This is a genomic window from Marinifilum sp. D714, from assembly GCF_030851345.1.
GTDB lineage: Bacteria > Bacteroidota > Bacteroidia > Bacteroidales > Marinifilaceae > Marinifilum.
Genome location: NZ_JALPNU010000027.1, coordinates 1 through 19,757 on the forward strand (window position 1 = coordinate 1; position 19,757 = coordinate 19,757).

The window sequence follows — 19,757 nt, forward strand, 5'->3', positions numbered from 1 at the left end:
GATCTTAAATCAGTTTTTAACTATATTTGAAGAAAGGGTCAGACTAAACATCTAACCCTCTAAATTTCATTTACACACTTTGTGGGACAGTGTCCTTTTTATAAATATTTGTTTAAACCATTTTCACAATGGGCAATATCCTTTTCAACACATTCGTAATACATATTTTTGTTGTGTTGTGATCTGGCTCTATCACTTTTGGGATGCCATAAGTGATATTGAATTGCCATATAAAGCAATGTTGTTTTCTTTAGACCTGAATTCATTAGTCTTTCTACCATTTCAATATCTTCATAGCCCCAACCTGTAAAATCCTCATTGTAACCGTTTACTTTGATGGCATCTTGCCTCCAGTAGGCAAAATTACAACCAATAGAACCCTTTCTAGATGTATCGCTTCTTTTGTTTCGGAATAATTTGGACATAAAAGGGATTCTAAAAAACCTTTTACGTTTAAATATATTTAGTGGATGTAAAGATCGATTTTCTGGATTCTCGAGAAGCCTTTTTGTTCTCCCTTTTAGAACAAAACTTCGATTTCCACATACAATCTGTCCTTTACTTGCTGCAGAAAGGTGATCTTCAATAAACCTAGGGTGCACCATCACATCTCCATCAATCTGAATGATGTAGTCTGATTCCATTTTCGCGATAGCTTTATTCAGGATTTTACATTTCTGAAATCCATTATCCTCGTGCCAAATGTGCTTAATCTCACAGTTAAACTTGGCTCTGTAGGAGTCAATCAAATTTTTAGTTTCCTCTGTCGAACCATCATCTCCAATAACTATTTCATTCGGTAGAATGGTTTGATTTAAAACACTTCTAAATATTAGATCTAAAAATTTGGGGTTGTTATAGGTAGTTATTAATAAAGCTACACTTATGTTGCTCATATTTATATTTGTTTCAGTTTATTAAAATTGTTTTTCAAGCAAGTATATCCTATTTACTATTATCTCTTTCATCTATATGAATGAATTATCAGATAAGTTTTAATACCTGTTTGTTGATTAATAGCCGTAAAGGTACATTATTTTAGCAAAAATCAACTTTTGTAATTACACAGAATAACAGCTTCTTCAGTTAACAATTATTTTTTATCTGCAATTTGTGCTCCTTGTAGCAAATCTTGCTCAAAGGTGATTTTGATATTGGATTCATCACCATCAATAATGTGAATGGCTTCATTTGGAAGATATTTTAGAACAACACCACAATCATCGGTTGCCACAAAATTTGAATCGTTCATAGCAATATCATAGGCTTTTTTTATGGTTTTGTACGAGAATGCCTGAGGTGTTTGAGCTCTTCTTAGCAGGCTGCGATTGGGAACAGATGCTATGGTTTCATCCTGATTCAAGCAGAAAATGGTATCGGTAGTTGGAATTGCAACGGCTACCGATTTTCCTGCTTTCAATGCATCAATTACATCGCTAATGATACGCGCAGAAACGAAAGGACGGACAGCATCATGAAAAATCAGATATATATTTTGCTCACGCTCATAAGCTTTAATTGCTGCTAGGCTTGAATCGCTTCTTTCTTTACCACCACTTAATACGTATTTTACTTTACTGTATTTGTTATCAGCTACCAAATCGTTGATTTCCTTGTGGTAGTCAGCATTAATAACAATACAGATTTCATCGATGTTGGGATGATTTTCAAATGCTTCAATAGAATGTTGAATAATTGGTTTATCGGCAATCTTTAAAAATTGTTTAGGGAGTGAAGTCCCCATTCTTTTACCGCTTCCGCCAGCCAATAGAACTGCCACGTTCTTCATAGTTTAAAGTTTAGTGATGAGCTAAATTAATACAAATTCTTTCATTGCGAAAGTGAAAAAAAATAACCGTCCCAAATTTTATTTAAGACGGCTTATATTTCAATTGGTGTGGGAAATTTCTTTATCTGAAGATTTCGTAATCACCTACATCAGTTAAAATCTCGTATCCATCTTTTGTAACCAAAATGGTATGTTCGAATTGAGCAGATAATTTTTTGTCTATTGTTCTTGCAGTCCATCCATCATTTTCATCAACAACAGCTCTTGCCTTACCCAAGTTGATCATTGGCTCGATGGTGAAAACCATTCCTTCTTTCATTTTAGGACCTGAATTTCTAGGAGCAATATGTTCTACTTGAGGTTCTTCATGGAAATCTAATCCAATACCATGTCCGCAGAATTCATACACTACACTGTATTTTTTTGCTTGAGCATAACGTCCAATCATAAAACCGATATTACCAAAATAGTTACCAGGTCTTACTTGTTCAATTCCTAAATATAGAGCATGTTCCGTATCTTCAACCAATCTTGCAGCCTGGTCGGTAATATCACCAATGGTAAACATTGTACTGGTATCGCCATAATAGCCATCAAGAATGGTTGTAACATCAATATTAAGAATATCTCCAGGCTTTAAAATGGTTTTTTCATCAGGAATACCATGACAGATTACATCATTAAGTGAGATACAACATGATTTTGGAAAACCATGATAGTTTAAAGGAGCTGGAATGGCTCCGTTATCACGGATGTACTCTTCAATTAATTTATCAAGATAGTGAGTTGATACACCTTCTTCAACGTAATTGCTAATATATTTTAATGTATTGCCGGCCAATTGTGAACTTTTTCTAATTCCTTCAATTTGCTCTGGTGTTTTAATTACAATTTTACCCATAATTTCGATCTATTCAGATACTGTTTTTCAATCCATAATTAAGGAGGCAAAGGTCTGCATTGAAATCGACTTTTGCAAATTGAAAACGAGATATCATTTAATGTTAATTAAAAACATCTGTAAATTAATTTTGTTTACAGTGTATTAGTTTGGTATTTTAAGGCTTTCAAAATAAAAAGGCTATTTATGATTAGAAAGTTGGCATTTCTAGTGTGTTTGGTTCTGGTATCTGTATCAGGATATTCGCAATATTTTATTACAGGGCAAGATCCTGCTTCGATTAAATGGAAGCAGATTAGTACTAAGGAATTTCAGATTATTTTTCCGCAAGAATCAGAAGGTAGGGCTCGATATGTGGCAGCTTTGTTTGAGGATTTGTTGCACAAAGGAGGGAAGAGTTTAAACCGAGTGCCGAAGAAATTTTCGGTGGTATTGCATACACATTCGGCTAACTCAAATGGATTAGTGGCCTGGGCTCCTAAACGGATGGAGCTTTATACCACTTCGGCTCAAAATAATGATGCACAAATCTGGTTAGACCATTTGGCAACGCATGAGTTTCGACATGTAGTGCAAATGGATAAAATAGAACAAGGATTTACGAGAGTATTGAATTATGTATTCGGTCAGCAGGCTACTGCCGTTGTGGTAGGCTTGTATTTGCCACCATGGTTTATGGAAGGAGATGCAGTTTGCCTGGAAACCAGCATGAGTGAGTCAGGAAGAGGTAGATCGCCAAAGTTTGAGCAGGAATTAAGAGCTCAATTGCTTGAAAAAGGTGAGTTTTCTTACGATAAAGCGGTTAATGGTTCGTATAACGATTATGTGACAGACAGATACAAGTTGGGTTACTATTTGGTGGGAAAAGCAAGAACCAACTATGGAGATAACATTTGGGACAATGCTCTAACGAATGTAGCTCGCTACCCGTTAGGAGTAGTTAGTTTTTCAAATGGAATAAAGAAAAATTTATCCGCCAATAGAGAACAAGTTAAACTTGAGCTTCAGAAGAAGTATGGGAAAGCAGAAGATGTGGATTGGGAGAAAGTTCAGGGAGCGAAAAAGTATTCTGATGGGAAGCTATTGCTGTATTTCGATACCATGCAAGAGTTGCTTTGGGAGTGGAAGAAACAAGATGCTGAAACGGATAAATCAGCTTATCAGTTAGTGAGTGATAGAGAAAAATACTTTACCAGCAAAAGAATTCCACATGTAACAGAGCAGGGTGATTTAATCTATTTAAAGCATGGTCTATCGGATGCTTTGTGTTTTGAAAAGTTGGATGCTAACGGAAAATCAGCTAAGGTTTTGGTGCCGGGATTTTTGTCAAATATCGACTATGATTATAGAAAGGGTTACCTGTTGTGGGCAGAATCGAAACAGAACATTCGTTGGGAACATGCAGACAAAAGTATTTTGGTGACTTACAATACCAAATCAAAAGTGAAAAAGTCACATCGCTTCAAGAACTCGTTGTTTGCTCCATCATTTAATATGGATGCAAGTGAAATCGTTGCTGTTTCGTCAGATCAGAAGGGAGATAATGGTCTTGTAATAATTGATCATGAAACAGGATTAATCAAACAACGAATTGCTGCGAGTAAGAACGAGTATTTTCAGACGCCTCAATATATCGATGGTGAGAATGTAGTTCTAATTGTTTTGAATAACGAAGGGAAGCAGATTGTGAAATTGAATCTGAAGTCGCATGAAAGAGAAGAGCTTTTTAGTTCTGGATACGCCGACATGTCGCGTCCTGTGCTTTACGATGATTACCTGTATTTTAATGCTTCATTTACAGGCATCGATAATATTTTTGCTCTTGATTTAAATACTAAGAAAGTATACCAGGTAACTTCTTCACGATTTGGAGCCAGAGATGCTTTTGTTGATTCCAATAAGAATTTGTACTATTCTGATTATACCTCAGATGGCTACCTTCTTGTAAAAACAGCTGTTGACAAAAGAAAATGGAAGGAATGGAAGGGCGACTTTCATCAATACCCATTGGCTGAACAATTATCCAATCAATTGGGCGAAAAGTTAGATGCCGATACTACCAATCTCGATCGGTTTGAAGTAAGGAATTACTCGAAATTGGCCAATTTGTTCAACTTTCATTCCTGGGCACCGATGTTTGTTGATGGCATTGATGGCAAAGCAGATGTAGGAGTTTCAGTTGCCAGTCAGAATAAGTTGAGTACCTTGCTGACTACGGTAGGCTACAAAAAGGAGGAAGGCTTTGATAACGGTCAGTTTTATGCCAATCTTTCATATAGAGGATGGTTTCCAATATTAGATTCTAAATTTACAATAGGAGATAGAAATACTACTTATGCTACCATAGCACAGCGCCTGCAACCAGAGCAGATGGATACATTACTGGTGAATACCGAGTGGAAACAATGGGAGTGGGAAAACAGCATCAGCTTGCCTTTTAATTTGTCTTCGGGGCAATATACAAGGAAACTGATTCCAAAATTCACATATAGTATTGTAAAATTTGGCGATTTAAGTACTCAAGCGTTGGCAACAACTCAAAATAATACACTTGGTATAGGTGAGTACAATTTTGGCAATGAGTCCTTCACACAGGAAATTATGGAATACCAATTGTTTGGATACAATATTGCTAAAACAGCACCAAGGGATGTGCAATACCAATGGGCTCAAATATGGGAGTTGAACTACCGTGATACTCCTTGGGGTGATCGAGATCTGGGCAATACCTGGTCTGCTGAGGGACATTTGTATTTTCCTGGATTGGTAAAACATCATGGAATCAAATTGTATGGTGGGTATCAATATCGTTCGTTAAATCATTCGCGATTTTCGAATATGGTAAAGAGTCCAAGAGGGATGAGCGATTTATATGGAAAACACATTGCAAGTGTAGGTATAGATTATGCAATGCCTCTTTTTTATCCGGATTGGAACTTGGGGCCTTTGGCCTATTTTAAGCGCATTAAAATGAATGCCTTTGCAGATTATGGATACGAGAAAAAATACCTGGAAAATGAGGAAGGAGATGTTTTCCAGTTTGAAAATGATTATTTCTCAGGTGGTATTGAACTAAGGACCGATCTGCATGTATTAAGATTTTCGGCTCCTCTTGATTTAGGGGTTCGATTGGGTTACGAAAATCAAACCAATAGCATGTTTGCCGATTTCCTGATTTCTTTCAATTTGGCAGCATATTAAACTTACATCACATCATTAATAAAAAGAGGGTGTCCAAAGAGTTCAGTCATTCTGATCCCGAAGCCTCGGGAGAAGAATCTGTCCCTTTGATTAACAGATGTTTCACTTCATTCAACATGACATTGTATTCGATTGAACTTGCTTTTTGGACACCCTCTTTTTTAGACTTAATCTGATTTTTACTTCTTTCGCTGTTCCACTTTTATCAATTTGCTGGTGTCGTAACCTCTTGCTTTTAATTTGTTCAGTAGTTCGAGGTACAATTCATCATCCATTTGTGGATTTCGGGAAAGGATCCACAGGTATTTATCGGTATTGCTGCCAACAATGGCCCACTGGTAATCTTCATCCAATTCCAGAACAAAATAATCGCCATAAAAAATCCAGAAGAAGGAAACTTTCAATTTGGAAGGAAGGTTTGGGTTGGGAATTTTCGCTTTGCCAATGGCTTCCGATCTCTCTCCATCCAAACTCCCTTTGTAACCCGAGTTCACTACCTTTATTTTCCCATCCTCACGCATGGAATAGTGGGCTGTAACACCCACCAAACCTCTTTCAAAACTGTGATCGAAGCGAGCAATTTCATACCACTTCCCCAGATAAAGATCAATATTTAAATCCTTCACTACACTATTGTCAATTACCGACTCCTGTCCTTTGCACGAGCATAACAGAACAAGAGAGGTGAGCAGTATGTTGAGTTGTTTCTTCATTTATGATCTTATCAATTTCTTGTGTTTCTTTATTTTTTTAATGGCCCAATCGTAATGACTCGAAGTTGAAGAGACACAGTAACTGCCTAAACTGGTTGAACCAGTCCAGGGAAAATGTTTTTTTGTAAACAGTTCTTCTTCAGTAAATGAGTCAATCAAATCCATGCATTTTTCATGTGTTTGATTCAAAAGGGAAACGGCTTTTTCATAATCTGTTTCCTGATGCTTTTCCCATATTTTTACATTCATGTCAGGATAGGTTTTCCAATTGTAATTATCGGGTAAAAACTTTGCTGTTGTTCCTGATCGATTGGATTGAACCCAGTTTAGCAACAAAATTTGCCATTCATACAGGTGCACCAATACATCCCTAACATTACGGTCTCTATCCTCGAACACAAACTCTTTTTGTTGTTCTTCATGGGTTAATAAATCTATTAAAGTAAACAATTTTGAATAGTTTTCGCAACTGGCATTTAGCAGTTCTTCTTTTGTTTTTGGTCTGGGCATGAAATTACATTTTTGCTGATTTTACCAATCTGTATGTTCGTAGTCGATACCTACAAAATACAAATCAAATCCTCCTTTTCCACCGGTTCTGTTCGATGAAAATACCATCATGGTTTGGGTGTAGCTAACTCCTTCATCTATCAATATTGGTCGATATTCGTCGAATTCAGAATTAATGCCTTCTCCAAAGTTGATCGGCTGACTCCATTTCCCGTTTTCATAATTACAGTAGTACAAATCGTATCCGCCAAAGCCACCTTCTCGGTTCGAGGCAAAAACCATTTTGTTACCAAAAATAAATGGACACTTGTCATCCGCTGTACTCGAGAGTGCCTCTTCTTTATTGACTTCGTGTAATGTATCATCAGATAAAAGAGTTTCCAAATCCATATCAGAATCTACATTAACGGAATAGAAATCGAAATTGTCCTCCTCGCGGTTCGAACAGAAAAAAATCTTGGTATTGTCGGAATTGAAACAAGGATAAAGATCGTCAAATTCAGAGTTCAGAAATGATACTTCTTTGGGATTGGTAAAGTTCGCTTCGCTGAGGTTAGAGATAAAATAGATCTGAAAATCGCCCGAAACATTGCTTGCATACAAAAGTGAGAAATAAGTATCATTAAAATCGCGTGTAATAATTAGGTTAGGCCCAAACTCATTGCCAACGCTTTTAATTTTATCGATTCCCGCTTCTATAATGTCATATTCTTCCTTGTAAATACCCCAATTGGAATATTCATTGCTCACTGTAAATTCACCTGTGGTTTTGTCGAAATTCACATTCATTGGTTGATAAATCACGTCAAAATCATTTCCCTGGCTATTTCTATTGGTGGAAAAGCAGAATGGAATCAGATAACCCAATGTAGGAGCAGTAGAGTTGTAATCATCGTACTCGGTATTAAAATCTTCCAAATTAACGGGAGTTTCAGGAAGACTACCAGTATTGTACTTGTATCCGCCTCCTCCGTAGCGAGTTTCATCGCAGGCTACAGATAGAATCAATAAGATAAGTAGGAACGATAGGTTTAGTGTTTTCATTTTTGTGTGATTGTTGTTAGAATATATTGGTAAGATGTGGTTGTTATCAGATGGTTGCGTGGTTTTGTTAATTGGATGATAGTGTTTTGAACGCAGTTTAATTTTGTGGGATAATATAATCCCATGCTATCCCATATTCTTGAACAATGAAAGTATGTCTTGAAAAAACGGTGTCTATAGCATTATTGTTCGAATCTGCTTCTATATCAAAAATTCTATATCCACATGAGTAACCCGCATTCTGTTTTTCTTTAATATCAGAGATCAAACCATCAAGCTCAATTTTTGTTTGTTCACTGTCAGCTTCAGCAAGGTCATAATTGTTTAGTAGTTGTAGAATTTTGGCATTGTCGTTAATGATTTCTATTAATTCAGATTTCTCCTTTTTGATTAAGTCAATTTCTGAATTGAGTTGATTCACTCCCCAAAAATGTTTTGTAATGGTAATACCGATTACAATGCCTATTAGAAGAATGGCTATGTTGATTAAGTATTTCATCATTTCATAAGTTTTTGGCTTACTATGTTTACCAGAGTTAATTATCCTAAGGTTGTGTTAGCAGGAGCTTATCTATTTTCAGATATCATTCTACTAAAATAAAAAATCAGAAGACTTTTATACAATCCAGGTCTTTTCAAATCATTGGTTTCATAATTTTTGCTAAAATCAAGCGTTGACAAGTCGAAACTAATTCTAATTGAATCAGGGTTTAATGTACCAAAAGCAATCAGCATATCTCTTGGAGAATTCGAAAGTTGTTCGAATTCTTTATACTCCTTAAGAATTGGACTAATCAAATCATACAGGAACTCATTAGCTGATTCATCATCTTGTTTAAAACCAATTTTTTGTAGGTTATTAATCAATGTTACATTTTGTGGATTTTTTAAATCCACATAAAATTCATCTGGATATCCCGTTGTTGTTACATAAGTCATCAAGTTCTTAAGAGCCTGCAGGCTATCACTTTTCGAATTCATCAAATTTAAGTTTTCTAAGCGCTGATAAAATTCAGTTTCTAAATCATCCCAGAGTTTAGAATCATAACTCGAGAATTTATCGATTATCTTTTGGTTAACTGCAAGATCTATTTGTTGAAGTTCTTTTGGTTCAGAACATGAGAACATGAAAAGTAATAAAATTGTAAAAGTGAAATATTTCATATTTTCTTTTGTTTTGGAAACGTTACATACATACTGGTTTACTAAAATTAGAACTCTCGATTTACTTTTTTGGCAAGAGGTACTTATTGTGTTGTGTATTTAAGTGCATCTTTTTGATATTTAAAAAAGTAAGTTAATTCAAATCCAACACCAAGCATTATCTCTTCATAGTCACCAATTTTATTATAAGTCATAAAAGTCTTAACTCTTTTAAATCGTTTATCCATTTGAAAAAAATATACAAATTTATCTTTGTAAAATCCCATCTTGTAGGTTAAGCTTAAGAAATCCAATTTCGGAATTTCTTTCTTGTAACCTGCTATTAATCCATATTCTGAATGCTTATCCAAATTTTCAGGAGAATATGAAATCTTACCCAAACCAAGAATAATATTGTGGTTATATAATCTTGCATGGTTTTCTACGGAATACGAAAGCATATCAATACAGTTTTGAATACGCAGCTTTCGATAATTAAAATCAACATAACCATATAGCCAAGTATTTGGTCCAATCTGAAATCGATATTGTGACAAACTAAAATTTACATCAATTTTTTTATTACGGTCAAAATCTGTCAAATAGTTTAATTGAAATTTAATGGCAAAAGGGCTAACTATTGGAGTTCTAAATTCAAATCGTGCTCCCAATGGAGTTTTTCTAATGCCCGAAAGGGCATATAATCCAATTTTTTGATCCCATGCCTCATAAATAGTATATGTTTTTAAGGACGTGTTAATTACAGTTTGTCCATTAATAGGTACTTTCCTTGTCAAAAAACCTATAAAACTAAATTCCAAAAAACTTGTAGTATCACTGACAATAATTTTGTAATCTCCGTTTAAATCAGCTGTTACAGTATTTGTCGTTCCGACTTCATTAATCCATACACCTGGCAAACCTTTCCAGTCTTCCTCATTTAAAACAGTACCGGTAATGGTAATCTGCCCAAATGACAATTTAACTAGAATTAATAAAATGAATAGAATTGTTAGTTTAGTTTTCAATACTTATACTTTTATTTATATCTCTGCTAGTGTTGGTTTGTGGTTCGTTATTTAAGTTTCTTACCATGTTCATATTTTTCAATCAAAATTGTATCACCCTCAATTGAAAATTCATATTGTTTTCCATGCTTTTTGTCATTTTCGAACCGAACTAATTTATGAATTTTCCCATTTTCATAGTAAGATTTTCCAATTCCATCCTTATGTCCTAATTTATATTCAATTTCATATGCTATTTTCCCTTGATTCATGTACACTGTTACAATTCCATGTTCAGCGTTGCATTTTACAGGCATAACTATTTTAGGATCACCATTACCATGAAAACTTTCGTATTTTATTATTTCGCCATTTTTATAGTATAATTTCCATTCAATTTGCTTATCATTATTATCAAAATAGCTAATTACTTCTCCTGAATAGTTTTCGTCGTAAAAATCTTTATTGTAGTTTGCAAGTGCTTCTAGTTGTTCATCTATGAGTACATTTTTACAATCAAATTTGGATGAAAGGCTTTTATCACAATTACAGCTAAATAGAAATAAGATAGATATTAATGTTAAAAATATTTTCATTTTCACTTGGGGCTTATGTATCACAATGTCTGAATATAGTGCAATGCACCTTATAATACTTATCTGTTGTGTAAGAGGTTAAAAATCAATTTCTGTTAGCACACTAAATTTAATCATAAATCACAAACAGCATTGTCTTGTACACTAATTCATTATCAATAAAAATAAGAAAGTTAGTTTTTGTATAAGTTAACTACCTCTCTTTGTACTGTTAGGAATACTTCTCAAATTACAAATGGTACACAGCAACTATTAATACAGCCACACTTCAATCTTTAATATTTCTTCAATTCAAGAGGAAAAATATCAATGCTATGTTGTTATTTCTTTCCTCCCCTGGGGAGCACGAAAATAACGACCATTATTTTGCTCCTCCCGTGGGGAGGAAGAAAATAACATACCATTATTTTGCTCTCGCCCGTGGGAGGAGATAAATAACGGTCCTTTATCCACTCATGTTTATCTGCTTTAAAGGAGTATTTAATTATGAAATACATGGCGCCAATGGAATGATGGTTTTATGGAAGAGTTATTCGTATTTTATTTTACGATTTGAAAAAATTATGAAATTAATTGGTTGTTATCTATAAATTAAATAACTTCATTGGTGAAAATAATAAAAACTAACACATTATGAATTTTAAATCCATACAATTAAGACAACTAAGACACAATGAATTTATCCAGTATAATAAGAATTTTCTTGAAATACTTACTGGTTATGATTTGGAAACTTTGAAAGTGAAAATGCAATCAGATTCTTTATCATCCTTATTATCAGATATGACGGCATTGTATATGCCTGATAGGGGAAGTGAGATTACCAAATTGTTAGAAGAGGATGATGCACGTCGTGATAAAGCCATAAATGGTATTCAAGCAGTGGTTGAAGGATTTTGTAATCACTTCGATACTGAATATGTAATGGCAGCTACTGTATTACTTAATTCTTTAAGTAAATATGGTTCACGTATTGCAAAGCAAAATTACCAGGGCGAAACGGCAATACTTGATTCTATTTTACAAGAATGGAAAAGTGAAAGTGTTTTGATAAATGCTTTAAGTAAATTATCTCTTACAGATTGGGCCAACGAGTTAGAGGCAGCTAACGCTAAATTTAATACGGATTATCTAGATCGTGTTAAGGAGGATGCTGAGCAATCGGATGTGAAAATTATTGATATTCGTAATCAAATGATAGAATCGTACAGAGCGTTGACAACGCGAATTGAAGCATTTGCCACAATTAGCGATGATGAGACATATGCTACCATTATTAATCAGGTAAATAGTGTGATTCCAAAGTACAATGCAGTTGTAGATGCTCGTAAACCCAAAAAAGAAGAGGAAGAAACTACTGAAGAAGAAGTTGTTAGCGAAGCTTCAAGCAACGAGTCGTAATTTTTACTTACAATCTATTATATTTTACCCCATGCAGACTTGTTTTGTATGGGGTGTTTTATGACTGAATGTATGGGTTCTAATTCTGATAAAGAGTGTGTTATGATGTTATCTCTAATAAATGTTAGAATATATAAGTAATTCTTACACATAATTTCATATATTAGACATAACGCCAATACCCAATGTGCGAACTGGCTGATTTTTGGGAGTTACCACAAGTTGCAAGGTGTTTGTTAGGCAACATTATACTAACATTAAAACATAAGTATATGGGAAGTAGAGGATTAGATGGGATAATAGAATGGAAGTCTGATTTTGAAACAGGTATTGCGAGAATAGACTTCGAACATAAAATCTTTATAGAATTGTTGAATTCTTTTAAGTATGAAATCAATTTAAAGCGTTCTGATGAAGAGTTGTTTAGAATTATGAATGAAATAGAAAAGTATGCAGAATTTCATTTTATTAGTGAGGAAAATGCTATGCGTAGAATGAATTACCCTGCTTTTAAAGAGCATCAAATTGAACATTTTGAATTGTTGGAAAAATTTAACCTGGCAAAGTTTAAAAATTGTAATTTTGAAGGATTTCATACATTTTTAAAAGAATGGTTTCTTAGGCATACTGTTGAATCAGATATAAAACTGAAACTGTACATGTTGGAAAATAATATAAATTTGGAAGACTATTTCTACGAACTAAAGATCTAAAATGAATACACTAAATGTTATCAAGCTCCTGGTAGTTGATGATAAACCTGAAAACCTACATCTGATTTCAAGCTTTTTTGAAGATTCAAACTATTACGTAAGAACATCAAGTTCATACGAGGAAACTTATGAACTGTGCAATGAAATTGAGTTTGACCTATTGTTAATTGATATCAGAATGCCACGTGATGGTTTTGCTTTTGCCGAAAAAATAAGAGTGAGTGATTTAAACAGTAATACTCCCGTTATTTTTATGGCCGAGAAAACCGATCAGGAAAATATCTCAAAAGCATTTAAATTAGGATGTAGGGATGTAATCACAAAACCATTTCAGTTGGAAGAGTTACTTTCAAAAATTTCTACTCATTCCATATTGCAAATTCAGCATAAGCAAATACATGAATTGATGCTTGCTAAGGATAAGATTTTCTCTATCATTGGTCATGATTTAAGAAGTCCTTTCCATTCGTTGATTGGTTTTTCGAGATTATTACTGGAGAATTTAGAAGCGAGTAAAGATGAATCATCCAAAAAATACGCAGAATTGATTTGTAATATTTCTACAAAAAACCTGGAGCTTTTGGATAATTTACTAGTGTATGCACGTGATCTTGAAAAACAAGCTGAATCTACATTGGAGAAAATAGATGTACACAGGCTAATTTCAGAAGTATTACAAATTGTACAACCTACTGCTGCATTAAAAAAGATACAGTTGGTGCAAATATTTGGAGAGGCCAAATCAACATTTGGTACCAAAGATTTAATTGCTACAATGATTCGAAATATTTTGGGAAATGCAATTAAGTTTTCGCGCCAGCAAGGTATCGTTACCGTACAAACAAGGGTAATCGGTAATATGATCGAAATTGATATTACAGATACAGGAGTAGGAATGGATGAAAATCAACTGAACAATTTGTTTGATAAAGAGCATCCTCAATCGAGTATGGGTACTTCAGGTGAAATGGGATCGGGATATGGTTTACTCCTTTCTAAAGAAATTGCTGATAAGCACAATGGTGAAATTAAGGTTGAAAGCCACGTGGGCAATGGTACAAGTTTTAAAATAAGGCTTCCAATTTACGATGAGTCGAAATAAAAAAAAGCTCCAATTAGTATTGGAGCTTTTGTTTTATGCCAATTCCACTACGGTAATTTCGGGTGGCATACCAATTCTACCAGGGAAACCAATGAATCCAAACCCGCGATTCACATACAGGTACTGATCGCCTTCGCGATACAATCCTCCCCAGCGAGGGTACTTGTATTGCACCGGACTCCATTTTATGCCTGCACGCTCAATTCCAAATTGCATGCCGTGGGTGTGTCCTGCAAAAGTAAGGTCGATATTCGAGTTTTTAATCACCTCCTCGTCCCAGTGCGAAGGATCGTGGCTCAACAATATTTTAAATGGAAGATGTTCGGTGCCTTGGGTAGCTTTGTTTAAATCGCCATGCTGAGGGAATGGAGGTTTGCCCCAATTTTCAACCCCTACCAAAGCAATTTCTTCTCCTTTCACATTAATGGTTTCGGTTTCGTTCAATAACAATCGAAATCCCATTTGCTTGTGGAAATATTTAATTGCAGCAAGGTTTTTGGCCTTGTCTTCTTCCGATCGCCAATAGGAGTAATCGCCATAATCGTGGTTGCCCAGTATGGAGTATTTGCCAATTTTAGCTTTCATTTTAGCCAGAACAGGAGCCCAACCATCGGTCTCTTCGGCAAAGTTGTTTACCAAATCGCCAGTAAAAACAATCAAATCTGGTTCTTGCTCATTAATCAGTTCTACGGCTTTTTCTACCTTCTCGAAGTTTTTGTTGAAACTTCCCAGGTGCATATCCGATATCTGAACAATTTTTAATCCCTTAAATGCTTTCGGAAGATTGCTGAAACGAATGCTCTCGCGCATTACTCGGTAGTTGAATTTTCCTTTGGTTACTCCGTAAAGGATAGATGCAAACGGAATGGCTGCCAATACCAATCCCATTTGGTACAAAAACTCGGATCTCTCCATTTTTCTCTTCGAATTAAATTGTGGTACACTTCTATTCCTTCTCTCTCTGAACCATGCTATGGTTCTCCTAATCGCCCCTTGTATGTCCTTTATTAAGACGAAAAATATGAATACAAACTTTGGAAAATAAAATAACGCAAATCCGGCCACCAAATAGCCAGAATAGATGTAGGCATCGGCTTTTTGCACGTGCTTAATACCAAACATGAATGTGGTAAAAGCAGCAAAAATAAAAACTGAAATGCTCCAGAATAAATACGTTAATGTGTGTCGTGCAATAGAATTGTTAATTCTTGCAATCAGAGGTTTAATGCCACGGTAGGTGTAAATGTCTACCAAAAGCATAAATAGTAACAGAGGTATCAGTAAATAAACGCTCGCTCTCATTCTTATTTCAAAGATTCTAAATGATTAAATCCGATATCTTTTTAAACATTCATTGCTTACGAATTGTTTTAAAAATTAGATACAATTCATATCGGAACAATATCTCTACAATTGATGTAATGATATTAAAATCAGCTCCAAATATATAGAATTTAATACTACCAAGTCCTTAATAATTGTTAAAAAAGAGTTATATTCAGATTCAAGCTTCAAAATCCAAACCCCAAACCCCACATTATTATTTGGAGCTTGGGATTTGATTTTTGAGGCTTGTGAAAAACTTTAAACCAATTTATATGGCACAGATACACGAATTAATAGATAAAAGATGGAGTCCGAGAGCTTTCGCCGATCAGGATATAGAGGAGGACAAGATTGAAAAATTGTTTGAGGCGGCCTCTTTTGCTGCTTCATGTTTTAACGAACAACCTTGGCGATTTGTATATGCTACCAAGGACTATCCTGAACGATATGAACAGTTGTTTTCTTGTTTGGGGGAGTTTAATCAGATGTGGGTAAAAACGGCTCCGATGATTATTTTAACCGTGGTATCCAAAAAATTTGCACGCAATCAAAATCCCAATGCCCATGCACGTCATGATTTGGGATTGGCCATTGGAAACATGTCCATGCAAGCCATGAGCATGAATTTGTACATGCATCAAATGGCTGGTTTCTCGACCGAAAAGGCTCGTGAGGTTTTTGATATCCCGGAAGATTTTGAGCCGGTTACCATGATTGCTCTTGGCTACCTGGGAGATGCGGAACAGTTGCCCGAAAGTATGCGAGAAATGGAATCGCCTAAGCGCGAAAGAAAAAACTTGGCCCAATTGTTGTTTGATGGCGATTGGGATAAAATGAGATAAAATTATGCATGCTAAAAAGGCTCCCGTGAAGAGAGCCTTTTTTGTTGATAATTTACATTGATAACTTAGACCATTTAAATTTCAAAGTGAGCTTTTAGCGAAACTGTGAAATATTAAATAGAAATGCCGATATATAATTGGTTAGACATTTGGAGTTATTCGGACAAATGACTTATACGAATTAATAATCGGTATTATTGCAAGTAATCGTTCCTAAATCAAACGTGTTTTGAATTTAGTGGACGCAAGGTAGTTAAAAAAGACCAAACTGTCTTTTAATTGGGTGTGAATTTTTTCTTTAGAGAATATAAGAGGTAAAAAATCAATAAATTAAAAATTATGAAGAAGTTAATTCTATTAGTAGCGATCGTTATAACTAGCATAAGTGTAAATGCTCAAAATACTTATCCTACTCTAGATGTAAGAGGAGAGAGTAAAATATTTCAAGAGCCTGATATTGTTGAGATATCGGTAAATTTGAGCACTAAGGCAGACGAATATGAAGCTTGTTTGGACAAAAATTTTTCTGATGTTGATCGATTAAAGAAATCTTTGAAATTGGCAAAGATTGAGAGTTTGAAAATATTTGATGTTGGCCAGCGAATTAATGAAGAGAAAACCTATTCATCGGGCCGACAAATTCCTGATGGTTACCGTGCCAATTACAGTATCAAGCTAAAGTTGGAAGCTAAACCAAAATTAATTCACTCTTGTCTTGAAGTGTTAAAATCATCAGATGTTGAACTGAATTATAATGCCAACTATGGTTTGAGTCCTGAATTGATTAAATCTACCGAGGCCAAATTAATTGCTATGGCTGTTACAGATGCAAAAACCAAAGCAAAGGTATTGGCAGAGTCGGCAGAGGTTCAGCTTAAAAGCATTCAGAATATTAACTATGGAACAGTTAAAACCATATACGGACCAAAGCTACATATGGCCGAAATGAGAGTGAGTAAGGCTGGATATTCGGGGGCACAATCATTCACCAATCCAGATCCAATAGTATTGACTGATCATGTTGAGATTACTTTCCTTTTGGCTGATAGGTAGTCAGAAGAGGCTACCATCTAATGGCTTGAAATTGAGCTAAACTTGTCGTAAATTGATTAGTGAGTTTTGTACTCAGGACAATTAATGCCAAATTTATTAAAGATCAACCTTTAGTTAATTTGGCATAAGACCTTAACCGAAAAGAAAACAACGATGAAAGCTATTGTAATGAGAAAATATGGTTCTCCTGATGTGTTGGAAATTACCAACTTGGATCGACCGAAGATAAAAGATAATCAAGTATTGGTGGAGGTGTATGCCTCCTCTGTTAATCCAGTGGACTGGAAGATTAGAAAAGGTTTGCTAAAACTATTTATGCGAAAGAAATTGCCTTGTATTTTAGGTGGAGATATCGCTGGTCGTATATTGGAGGTAGGGAATAAGGTGCAGTTTTACCGTGCTGGTGATGAGGTGTTTGGCAAGGTGGATATTATCAAGAATGGAGCATATGCTGAATATGTGGCTACAACTCCCGATCATTTGGCTCTAAAGCCTCAGACCATGAGTTTTGAAGAGGCAGCTACTATTCCTTTGGCTGGATTAACTGCTTTGCAGGCTTTGCGCAATATGGGGGGAATAAAAACAGGAATGAGTGTGTTGATCAATGGTTGTTCAGGCGGCGTTGGTTCGTTTGCTTTACAATTGGCCAAGGCATTTAAATGTAAAGCAACAGGCGTTTGCAGTACACGAAATGTTGAATTTGCAAAAGAACTGGGAGCTGATCGAGTGATCGATTACCAAAATGAAAATTTATTGGAACTTCAGGAAGAGTACGATATCTTCTTTGATGTGGTTGGTAATCTGGAATATTCAAAAGTGAAACACTTGTTGCAGCGAGGTGGAGTTTATGTAACTACTTTACCTTCTTTCAATATACTTCTCTTGGGATCAATCCACAATTTGGTAAGCTCTAAGAAAATGAAAAAGATCTTTGTACAGGAAAGTAAAAAAGATCTTGAGTTGTTGGCCGACTTTGTTGATGCTGGATTACTTAAAACGCACATCGACAAGTCATACGAATTGGATGATATTGCAGAAGCACATCAATACAGCGAAACGGGAAGAGTTGTAGGAAAGTTGTCGTTAAAAATTACAGAATAATTTTTCAATTATGAATTAATAGAAACAGCTAATTAACTCAGTTAATTAGCTGTGTTCATTTATAATTTATCACTTATAATTCATAATTAAAATCTATCCTTTTGTTTTAATTGAGCAACCAATGGCTTTTGTATAAGTTACTGCTGGTTTTTTATTCATTAAAAGAGAATTAATGGCATCCTCAACATATTTGGTACTTACTTTCGAGGCATCTTTATAATTGTTGTCGATAGTACCAATATATTCTACTTTAAGATTTTTACCATTTTTGCTTAAAATGTAAACATGTGGCGTTTTGGTAGCCCCAAAATTCTTGTACACTTCTTGCTTTGCATCAAAAAGATAAGGGAAAGTAAAACCTTTTTCTTTTGCTCTTTTTTGCATTCCTTCAAAAGAATCGCCAGGAACCACCGCAGGATCGTTCGGATTAATAGCAATTACAGGAAAACCTTTCTTCTTGTATTTTTTATCGATATCAATGATTCTGTCTTCATAAGCCACGGCATATGGGCAATGGTTACAGGTAAAGATCACCACAAATCCTTTTGCATCTTTATAATCGGCCAATGAGATGTGTTTGCCATCAATATTTTTCAGCTTGAAATCTGTAGCTGAATCGCCTACCTTATAACCTTGAGCATGAATTGCTACCGCTGATAGTAGCAGGAAACTTAGGAATAATATTTTTTTCATCATCTAAATAAATTGGTTAATACTAGTACTTCTATCTATTCAAATTATCAATTGTCTCTGCTAGTTCAGAATAAGTTACTTTCCTGGCAAAGAATTTTCTTTTGTCCTTTTTATATACCACTGTTGCTGGCAATGCACCATCCCATTCGTCATCCACTTTACCAATCCAGGAGTTTGCATCCGGATCATCTAGAATTACAACTTCAGCATTTATATTTTTCTTCATAAGAAATCTGCTAAGGCGTTCCTCTACTTTGGATCCAAAGTCCAGGCTTACCAATAAGACCTTTACTTTTGTATTTTCATATGATTTTCGGATGTGTTCAAATTCCGGGAGTTCCTCAACACAGGGTTTGCACCACATGGCCCAGAAATTGATAACATATGTGGTATCATTCTGAAGGTGGAATATAGGTTTTAGTTCCTTAAAATTTAAGGTTTCAAAGTCCTGAGATTGAACTGTTGTATTGATTGCAAATAGTAAGGCAATCGAGAATAGAATCTTCATGATATAGCATAAATAAGACTTGTAAGTATTAAATATACCATTAATCATTGAAACAGAATAATCTGGCTTGTTATTGATTTGTTAATATGTACAAAAAAGCCTGTCAATGAAAAT

Annotated in this window: 20 protein-coding genes; 7 read left to right on the forward strand and 13 right to left on the reverse strand. The window is 34.9% G+C overall.

The window, feature by feature from the left end:
* Positions 1-98: 98 nt before the first annotated feature.
* The 3 genes from M0051_RS17075 to map all read right to left on the reverse strand — a co-directional run bounded on the left by M0051_RS17075 (position 99) and on the right by map (position 2,690).
* On the reverse strand, positions 99-896 hold the full coding sequence (locus M0051_RS17075; RefSeq protein WP_306742748.1) for a glycosyltransferase family 2 protein: 798 nt from the start codon (positions 894-896) through the stop codon (positions 99-101).
* Between the two features lie 197 nt (positions 897-1,093).
* Entirely contained in the window at positions 1,094-1,789 is a 696-nt protein-coding gene (gene ispD / locus M0051_RS17080; protein WP_306742749.1) for a 2-C-methyl-D-erythritol 4-phosphate cytidylyltransferase, read from the reverse strand.
* A 121-nt stretch (positions 1,790-1,910) separates the two neighbouring features.
* Entirely contained in the window at positions 1,911-2,690 is a 780-nt protein-coding gene (map, locus tag M0051_RS17085; RefSeq protein WP_306742750.1) for a type I methionyl aminopeptidase, read from the reverse strand.
* Between the two features lie 186 nt (positions 2,691-2,876).
* Here map and M0051_RS17090 point away from each other — a divergent pair, with 186 nt between their 5' ends.
* Positions 2,877-5,891: a hypothetical protein gene (locus M0051_RS17090; protein WP_306742751.1), complete on the forward strand. Its 3,015-nt coding sequence runs from the start codon at positions 2,877-2,879 to the stop codon at positions 5,889-5,891.
* A gap of 179 nt (positions 5,892-6,070) precedes the next feature.
* On the opposite strand, the gene M0051_RS17095 is transcribed toward M0051_RS17090, so the two are convergent.
* From M0051_RS17095 to M0051_RS17125, 7 genes are all read right to left on the reverse strand, one after another.
* A complete protein-coding gene (locus tag M0051_RS17095) occupies positions 6,071-6,604 on the reverse strand; it encodes a lipocalin family protein (protein WP_306742752.1) in 534 nt (177 codons plus the stop codon).
* Positions 6,605-7,114 carry a ClbS/DfsB family four-helix bundle protein gene (locus tag M0051_RS17100; protein WP_306742753.1) on the reverse strand — a complete coding sequence of 170 codons (510 nt, stop codon included), beginning with the start codon at positions 7,112-7,114 and terminating at the stop codon, positions 6,605-6,607.
* 21 nt (positions 7,115-7,135) lie between these two features.
* Entirely contained in the window at positions 7,136-8,158 is a 1,023-nt protein-coding gene (locus tag M0051_RS17105) for a hypothetical protein (RefSeq protein WP_306742754.1), read from the reverse strand.
* 97 nt (positions 8,159-8,255) lie between these two features.
* Positions 8,256-8,660, reverse strand: a complete 405-nt coding sequence (locus M0051_RS17110) for a hypothetical protein (protein ID WP_306742755.1) — start codon at positions 8,658-8,660, stop codon at positions 8,256-8,258.
* Positions 8,661-8,725: 65 nt separating this feature from the next.
* Positions 8,726-9,322, reverse strand: a complete 597-nt coding sequence (locus M0051_RS17115) for a hypothetical protein (protein ID WP_306742756.1) — start codon at positions 9,320-9,322, stop codon at positions 8,726-8,728.
* Between the two features lie 83 nt (positions 9,323-9,405).
* Positions 9,406-10,329, reverse strand: coding sequence for a carboxypeptidase-like regulatory domain-containing protein (locus M0051_RS17120; RefSeq protein WP_306742757.1), 924 nt, complete (start codon positions 10,327-10,329; stop codon positions 9,406-9,408).
* A gap of 47 nt (positions 10,330-10,376) precedes the next feature.
* Positions 10,377-10,904 carry a toxin-antitoxin system YwqK family antitoxin gene (locus tag M0051_RS17125; RefSeq protein WP_306742758.1) on the reverse strand — a complete coding sequence of 176 codons (528 nt, stop codon included), beginning with the start codon at positions 10,902-10,904 and terminating at the stop codon, positions 10,377-10,379.
* 633 nt (positions 10,905-11,537) lie between these two features.
* On the opposite strand from M0051_RS17125, the gene M0051_RS17130 reads away from it, so the two are divergent.
* From M0051_RS17130 to M0051_RS17140, 3 genes are all read left to right on the forward strand, one after another.
* Positions 11,538-12,305 carry a DUF6261 family protein gene (locus tag M0051_RS17130; protein WP_306742759.1) on the forward strand — a complete coding sequence of 256 codons (768 nt, stop codon included), beginning with the start codon at positions 11,538-11,540 and terminating at the stop codon, positions 12,303-12,305.
* 272 nt (positions 12,306-12,577) lie between these two features.
* Positions 12,578-13,018 (forward strand): bacteriohemerythrin, encoded by a 441-nt coding sequence (locus tag M0051_RS17135; RefSeq protein WP_306742760.1) that lies wholly within the window; start codon positions 12,578-12,580, stop codon positions 13,016-13,018.
* Between the two features lies 1 nt (position 13,019).
* Positions 13,020-14,120, forward strand: coding sequence for a hybrid sensor histidine kinase/response regulator (locus tag M0051_RS17140; protein ID WP_306742761.1), 1,101 nt, complete (start codon positions 13,020-13,022; stop codon positions 14,118-14,120).
* 33 nt (positions 14,121-14,153) lie between these two features.
* On the opposite strand, the gene M0051_RS17145 is transcribed toward M0051_RS17140, so the two are convergent.
* Entirely contained in the window at positions 14,154-15,422 is a 1,269-nt protein-coding gene (locus M0051_RS17145; protein ID WP_306742762.1) for a metallophosphoesterase, read from the reverse strand.
* 296 nt (positions 15,423-15,718) lie between these two features.
* Here M0051_RS17145 and M0051_RS17150 point away from each other — a divergent pair, with 296 nt between their 5' ends.
* From M0051_RS17150 to M0051_RS17160, 3 genes are all read left to right on the forward strand, one after another.
* Positions 15,719-16,288 carry a nitroreductase family protein gene (locus tag M0051_RS17150; RefSeq protein ID WP_306742763.1) on the forward strand — a complete coding sequence of 190 codons (570 nt, stop codon included), beginning with the start codon at positions 15,719-15,721 and terminating at the stop codon, positions 16,286-16,288.
* A gap of 339 nt (positions 16,289-16,627) precedes the next feature.
* Positions 16,628-17,341, forward strand: coding sequence for an SIMPL domain-containing protein (locus M0051_RS17155; protein WP_306742764.1), 714 nt, complete (start codon positions 16,628-16,630; stop codon positions 17,339-17,341).
* Positions 17,342-17,494: 153 nt separating this feature from the next.
* On the forward strand, positions 17,495-18,442 hold the full coding sequence (locus M0051_RS17160; RefSeq protein ID WP_306742765.1) for an NAD(P)-dependent alcohol dehydrogenase: 948 nt from the start codon (positions 17,495-17,497) through the stop codon (positions 18,440-18,442).
* Positions 18,443-18,535: 93 nt separating this feature from the next.
* Here the strand turns inward: M0051_RS17160 and M0051_RS17165 are convergent, their stop codons facing one another.
* Both M0051_RS17165 and M0051_RS17170 read right to left on the reverse strand, forming a co-directional pair.
* A complete protein-coding gene (locus M0051_RS17165) occupies positions 18,536-19,135 on the reverse strand; it encodes a thioredoxin family protein (RefSeq protein WP_306742766.1) in 600 nt (199 codons plus the stop codon).
* A 31-nt stretch (positions 19,136-19,166) separates the two neighbouring features.
* Positions 19,167-19,643 (reverse strand): TlpA family protein disulfide reductase, encoded by a 477-nt coding sequence (locus M0051_RS17170; protein ID WP_306742767.1) that lies wholly within the window; start codon positions 19,641-19,643, stop codon positions 19,167-19,169.
* Between the last annotated feature and the right edge of the window lie 114 nt (positions 19,644-19,757).

What these genes read in the sequence shown, in the direction of transcription:
- M0051_RS17075 (WP_306742748.1), bottom strand. Translation starts at nt 896, where the DNA reads ATGAGCAACATAAGTGTAGCTTTATTAATAACTACCTATAACAACCCC.
- ispD (WP_306742749.1), bottom strand. Translation starts at nt 1,789, where the DNA reads ATGAAGAACGTGGCAGTTCTATTGGCTGGCGGAAGCGGTAAAAGAATG.
- map (WP_306742750.1), bottom strand. Translation starts at nt 2,690, where the DNA reads ATGGGTAAAATTGTAATTAAAACACCAGAGCAAATTGAAGGAATTAGA.
- M0051_RS17090 (WP_306742751.1), top strand. Translation starts at nt 2,877, where the DNA reads ATGATTAGAAAGTTGGCATTTCTAGTGTGTTTGGTTCTGGTATCTGTA.
- M0051_RS17095 (WP_306742752.1), bottom strand. Translation starts at nt 6,604, where the DNA reads ATGAAGAAACAACTCAACATACTGCTCACCTCTCTTGTTCTGTTATGC.
- M0051_RS17100 (WP_306742753.1), bottom strand. Translation starts at nt 7,114, where the DNA reads ATGCCCAGACCAAAAACAAAAGAAGAACTGCTAAATGCCAGTTGCGAA.
- M0051_RS17105 (WP_306742754.1), bottom strand. Translation starts at nt 8,158, where the DNA reads ATGAAAACACTAAACCTATCGTTCCTACTTATCTTATTGATTCTATCT.
- M0051_RS17110 (WP_306742755.1), bottom strand. Translation starts at nt 8,660, where the DNA reads ATGATGAAATACTTAATCAACATAGCCATTCTTCTAATAGGCATTGTA.
- M0051_RS17115 (WP_306742756.1), bottom strand. Translation starts at nt 9,322, where the DNA reads ATGAAATATTTCACTTTTACAATTTTATTACTTTTCATGTTCTCATGT.
- M0051_RS17125 (WP_306742758.1), bottom strand. Translation starts at nt 10,904, where the DNA reads ATGAAAATATTTTTAACATTAATATCTATCTTATTTCTATTTAGCTGT.
- M0051_RS17130 (WP_306742759.1), top strand. Translation starts at nt 11,538, where the DNA reads ATGAATTTTAAATCCATACAATTAAGACAACTAAGACACAATGAATTT.
- M0051_RS17135 (WP_306742760.1), top strand. Translation starts at nt 12,578, where the DNA reads ATGGGAAGTAGAGGATTAGATGGGATAATAGAATGGAAGTCTGATTTT.
- M0051_RS17140 (WP_306742761.1), top strand. Translation starts at nt 13,020, where the DNA reads ATGAATACACTAAATGTTATCAAGCTCCTGGTAGTTGATGATAAACCT.
- M0051_RS17145 (WP_306742762.1), bottom strand. Translation starts at nt 15,422, where the DNA reads ATGAGAGCGAGCGTTTATTTACTGATACCTCTGTTACTATTTATGCTT.
- M0051_RS17150 (WP_306742763.1), top strand. Translation starts at nt 15,719, where the DNA reads ATGGCACAGATACACGAATTAATAGATAAAAGATGGAGTCCGAGAGCT.
- M0051_RS17155 (WP_306742764.1), top strand. Translation starts at nt 16,628, where the DNA reads ATGAAGAAGTTAATTCTATTAGTAGCGATCGTTATAACTAGCATAAGT.
- M0051_RS17160 (WP_306742765.1), top strand. Translation starts at nt 17,495, where the DNA reads ATGAAAGCTATTGTAATGAGAAAATATGGTTCTCCTGATGTGTTGGAA.
- M0051_RS17165 (WP_306742766.1), bottom strand. Translation starts at nt 19,135, where the DNA reads ATGAAAAAAATATTATTCCTAAGTTTCCTGCTACTATCAGCGGTAGCA.
- M0051_RS17170 (WP_306742767.1), bottom strand. Translation starts at nt 19,643, where the DNA reads ATGAAGATTCTATTCTCGATTGCCTTACTATTTGCAATCAATACAACA.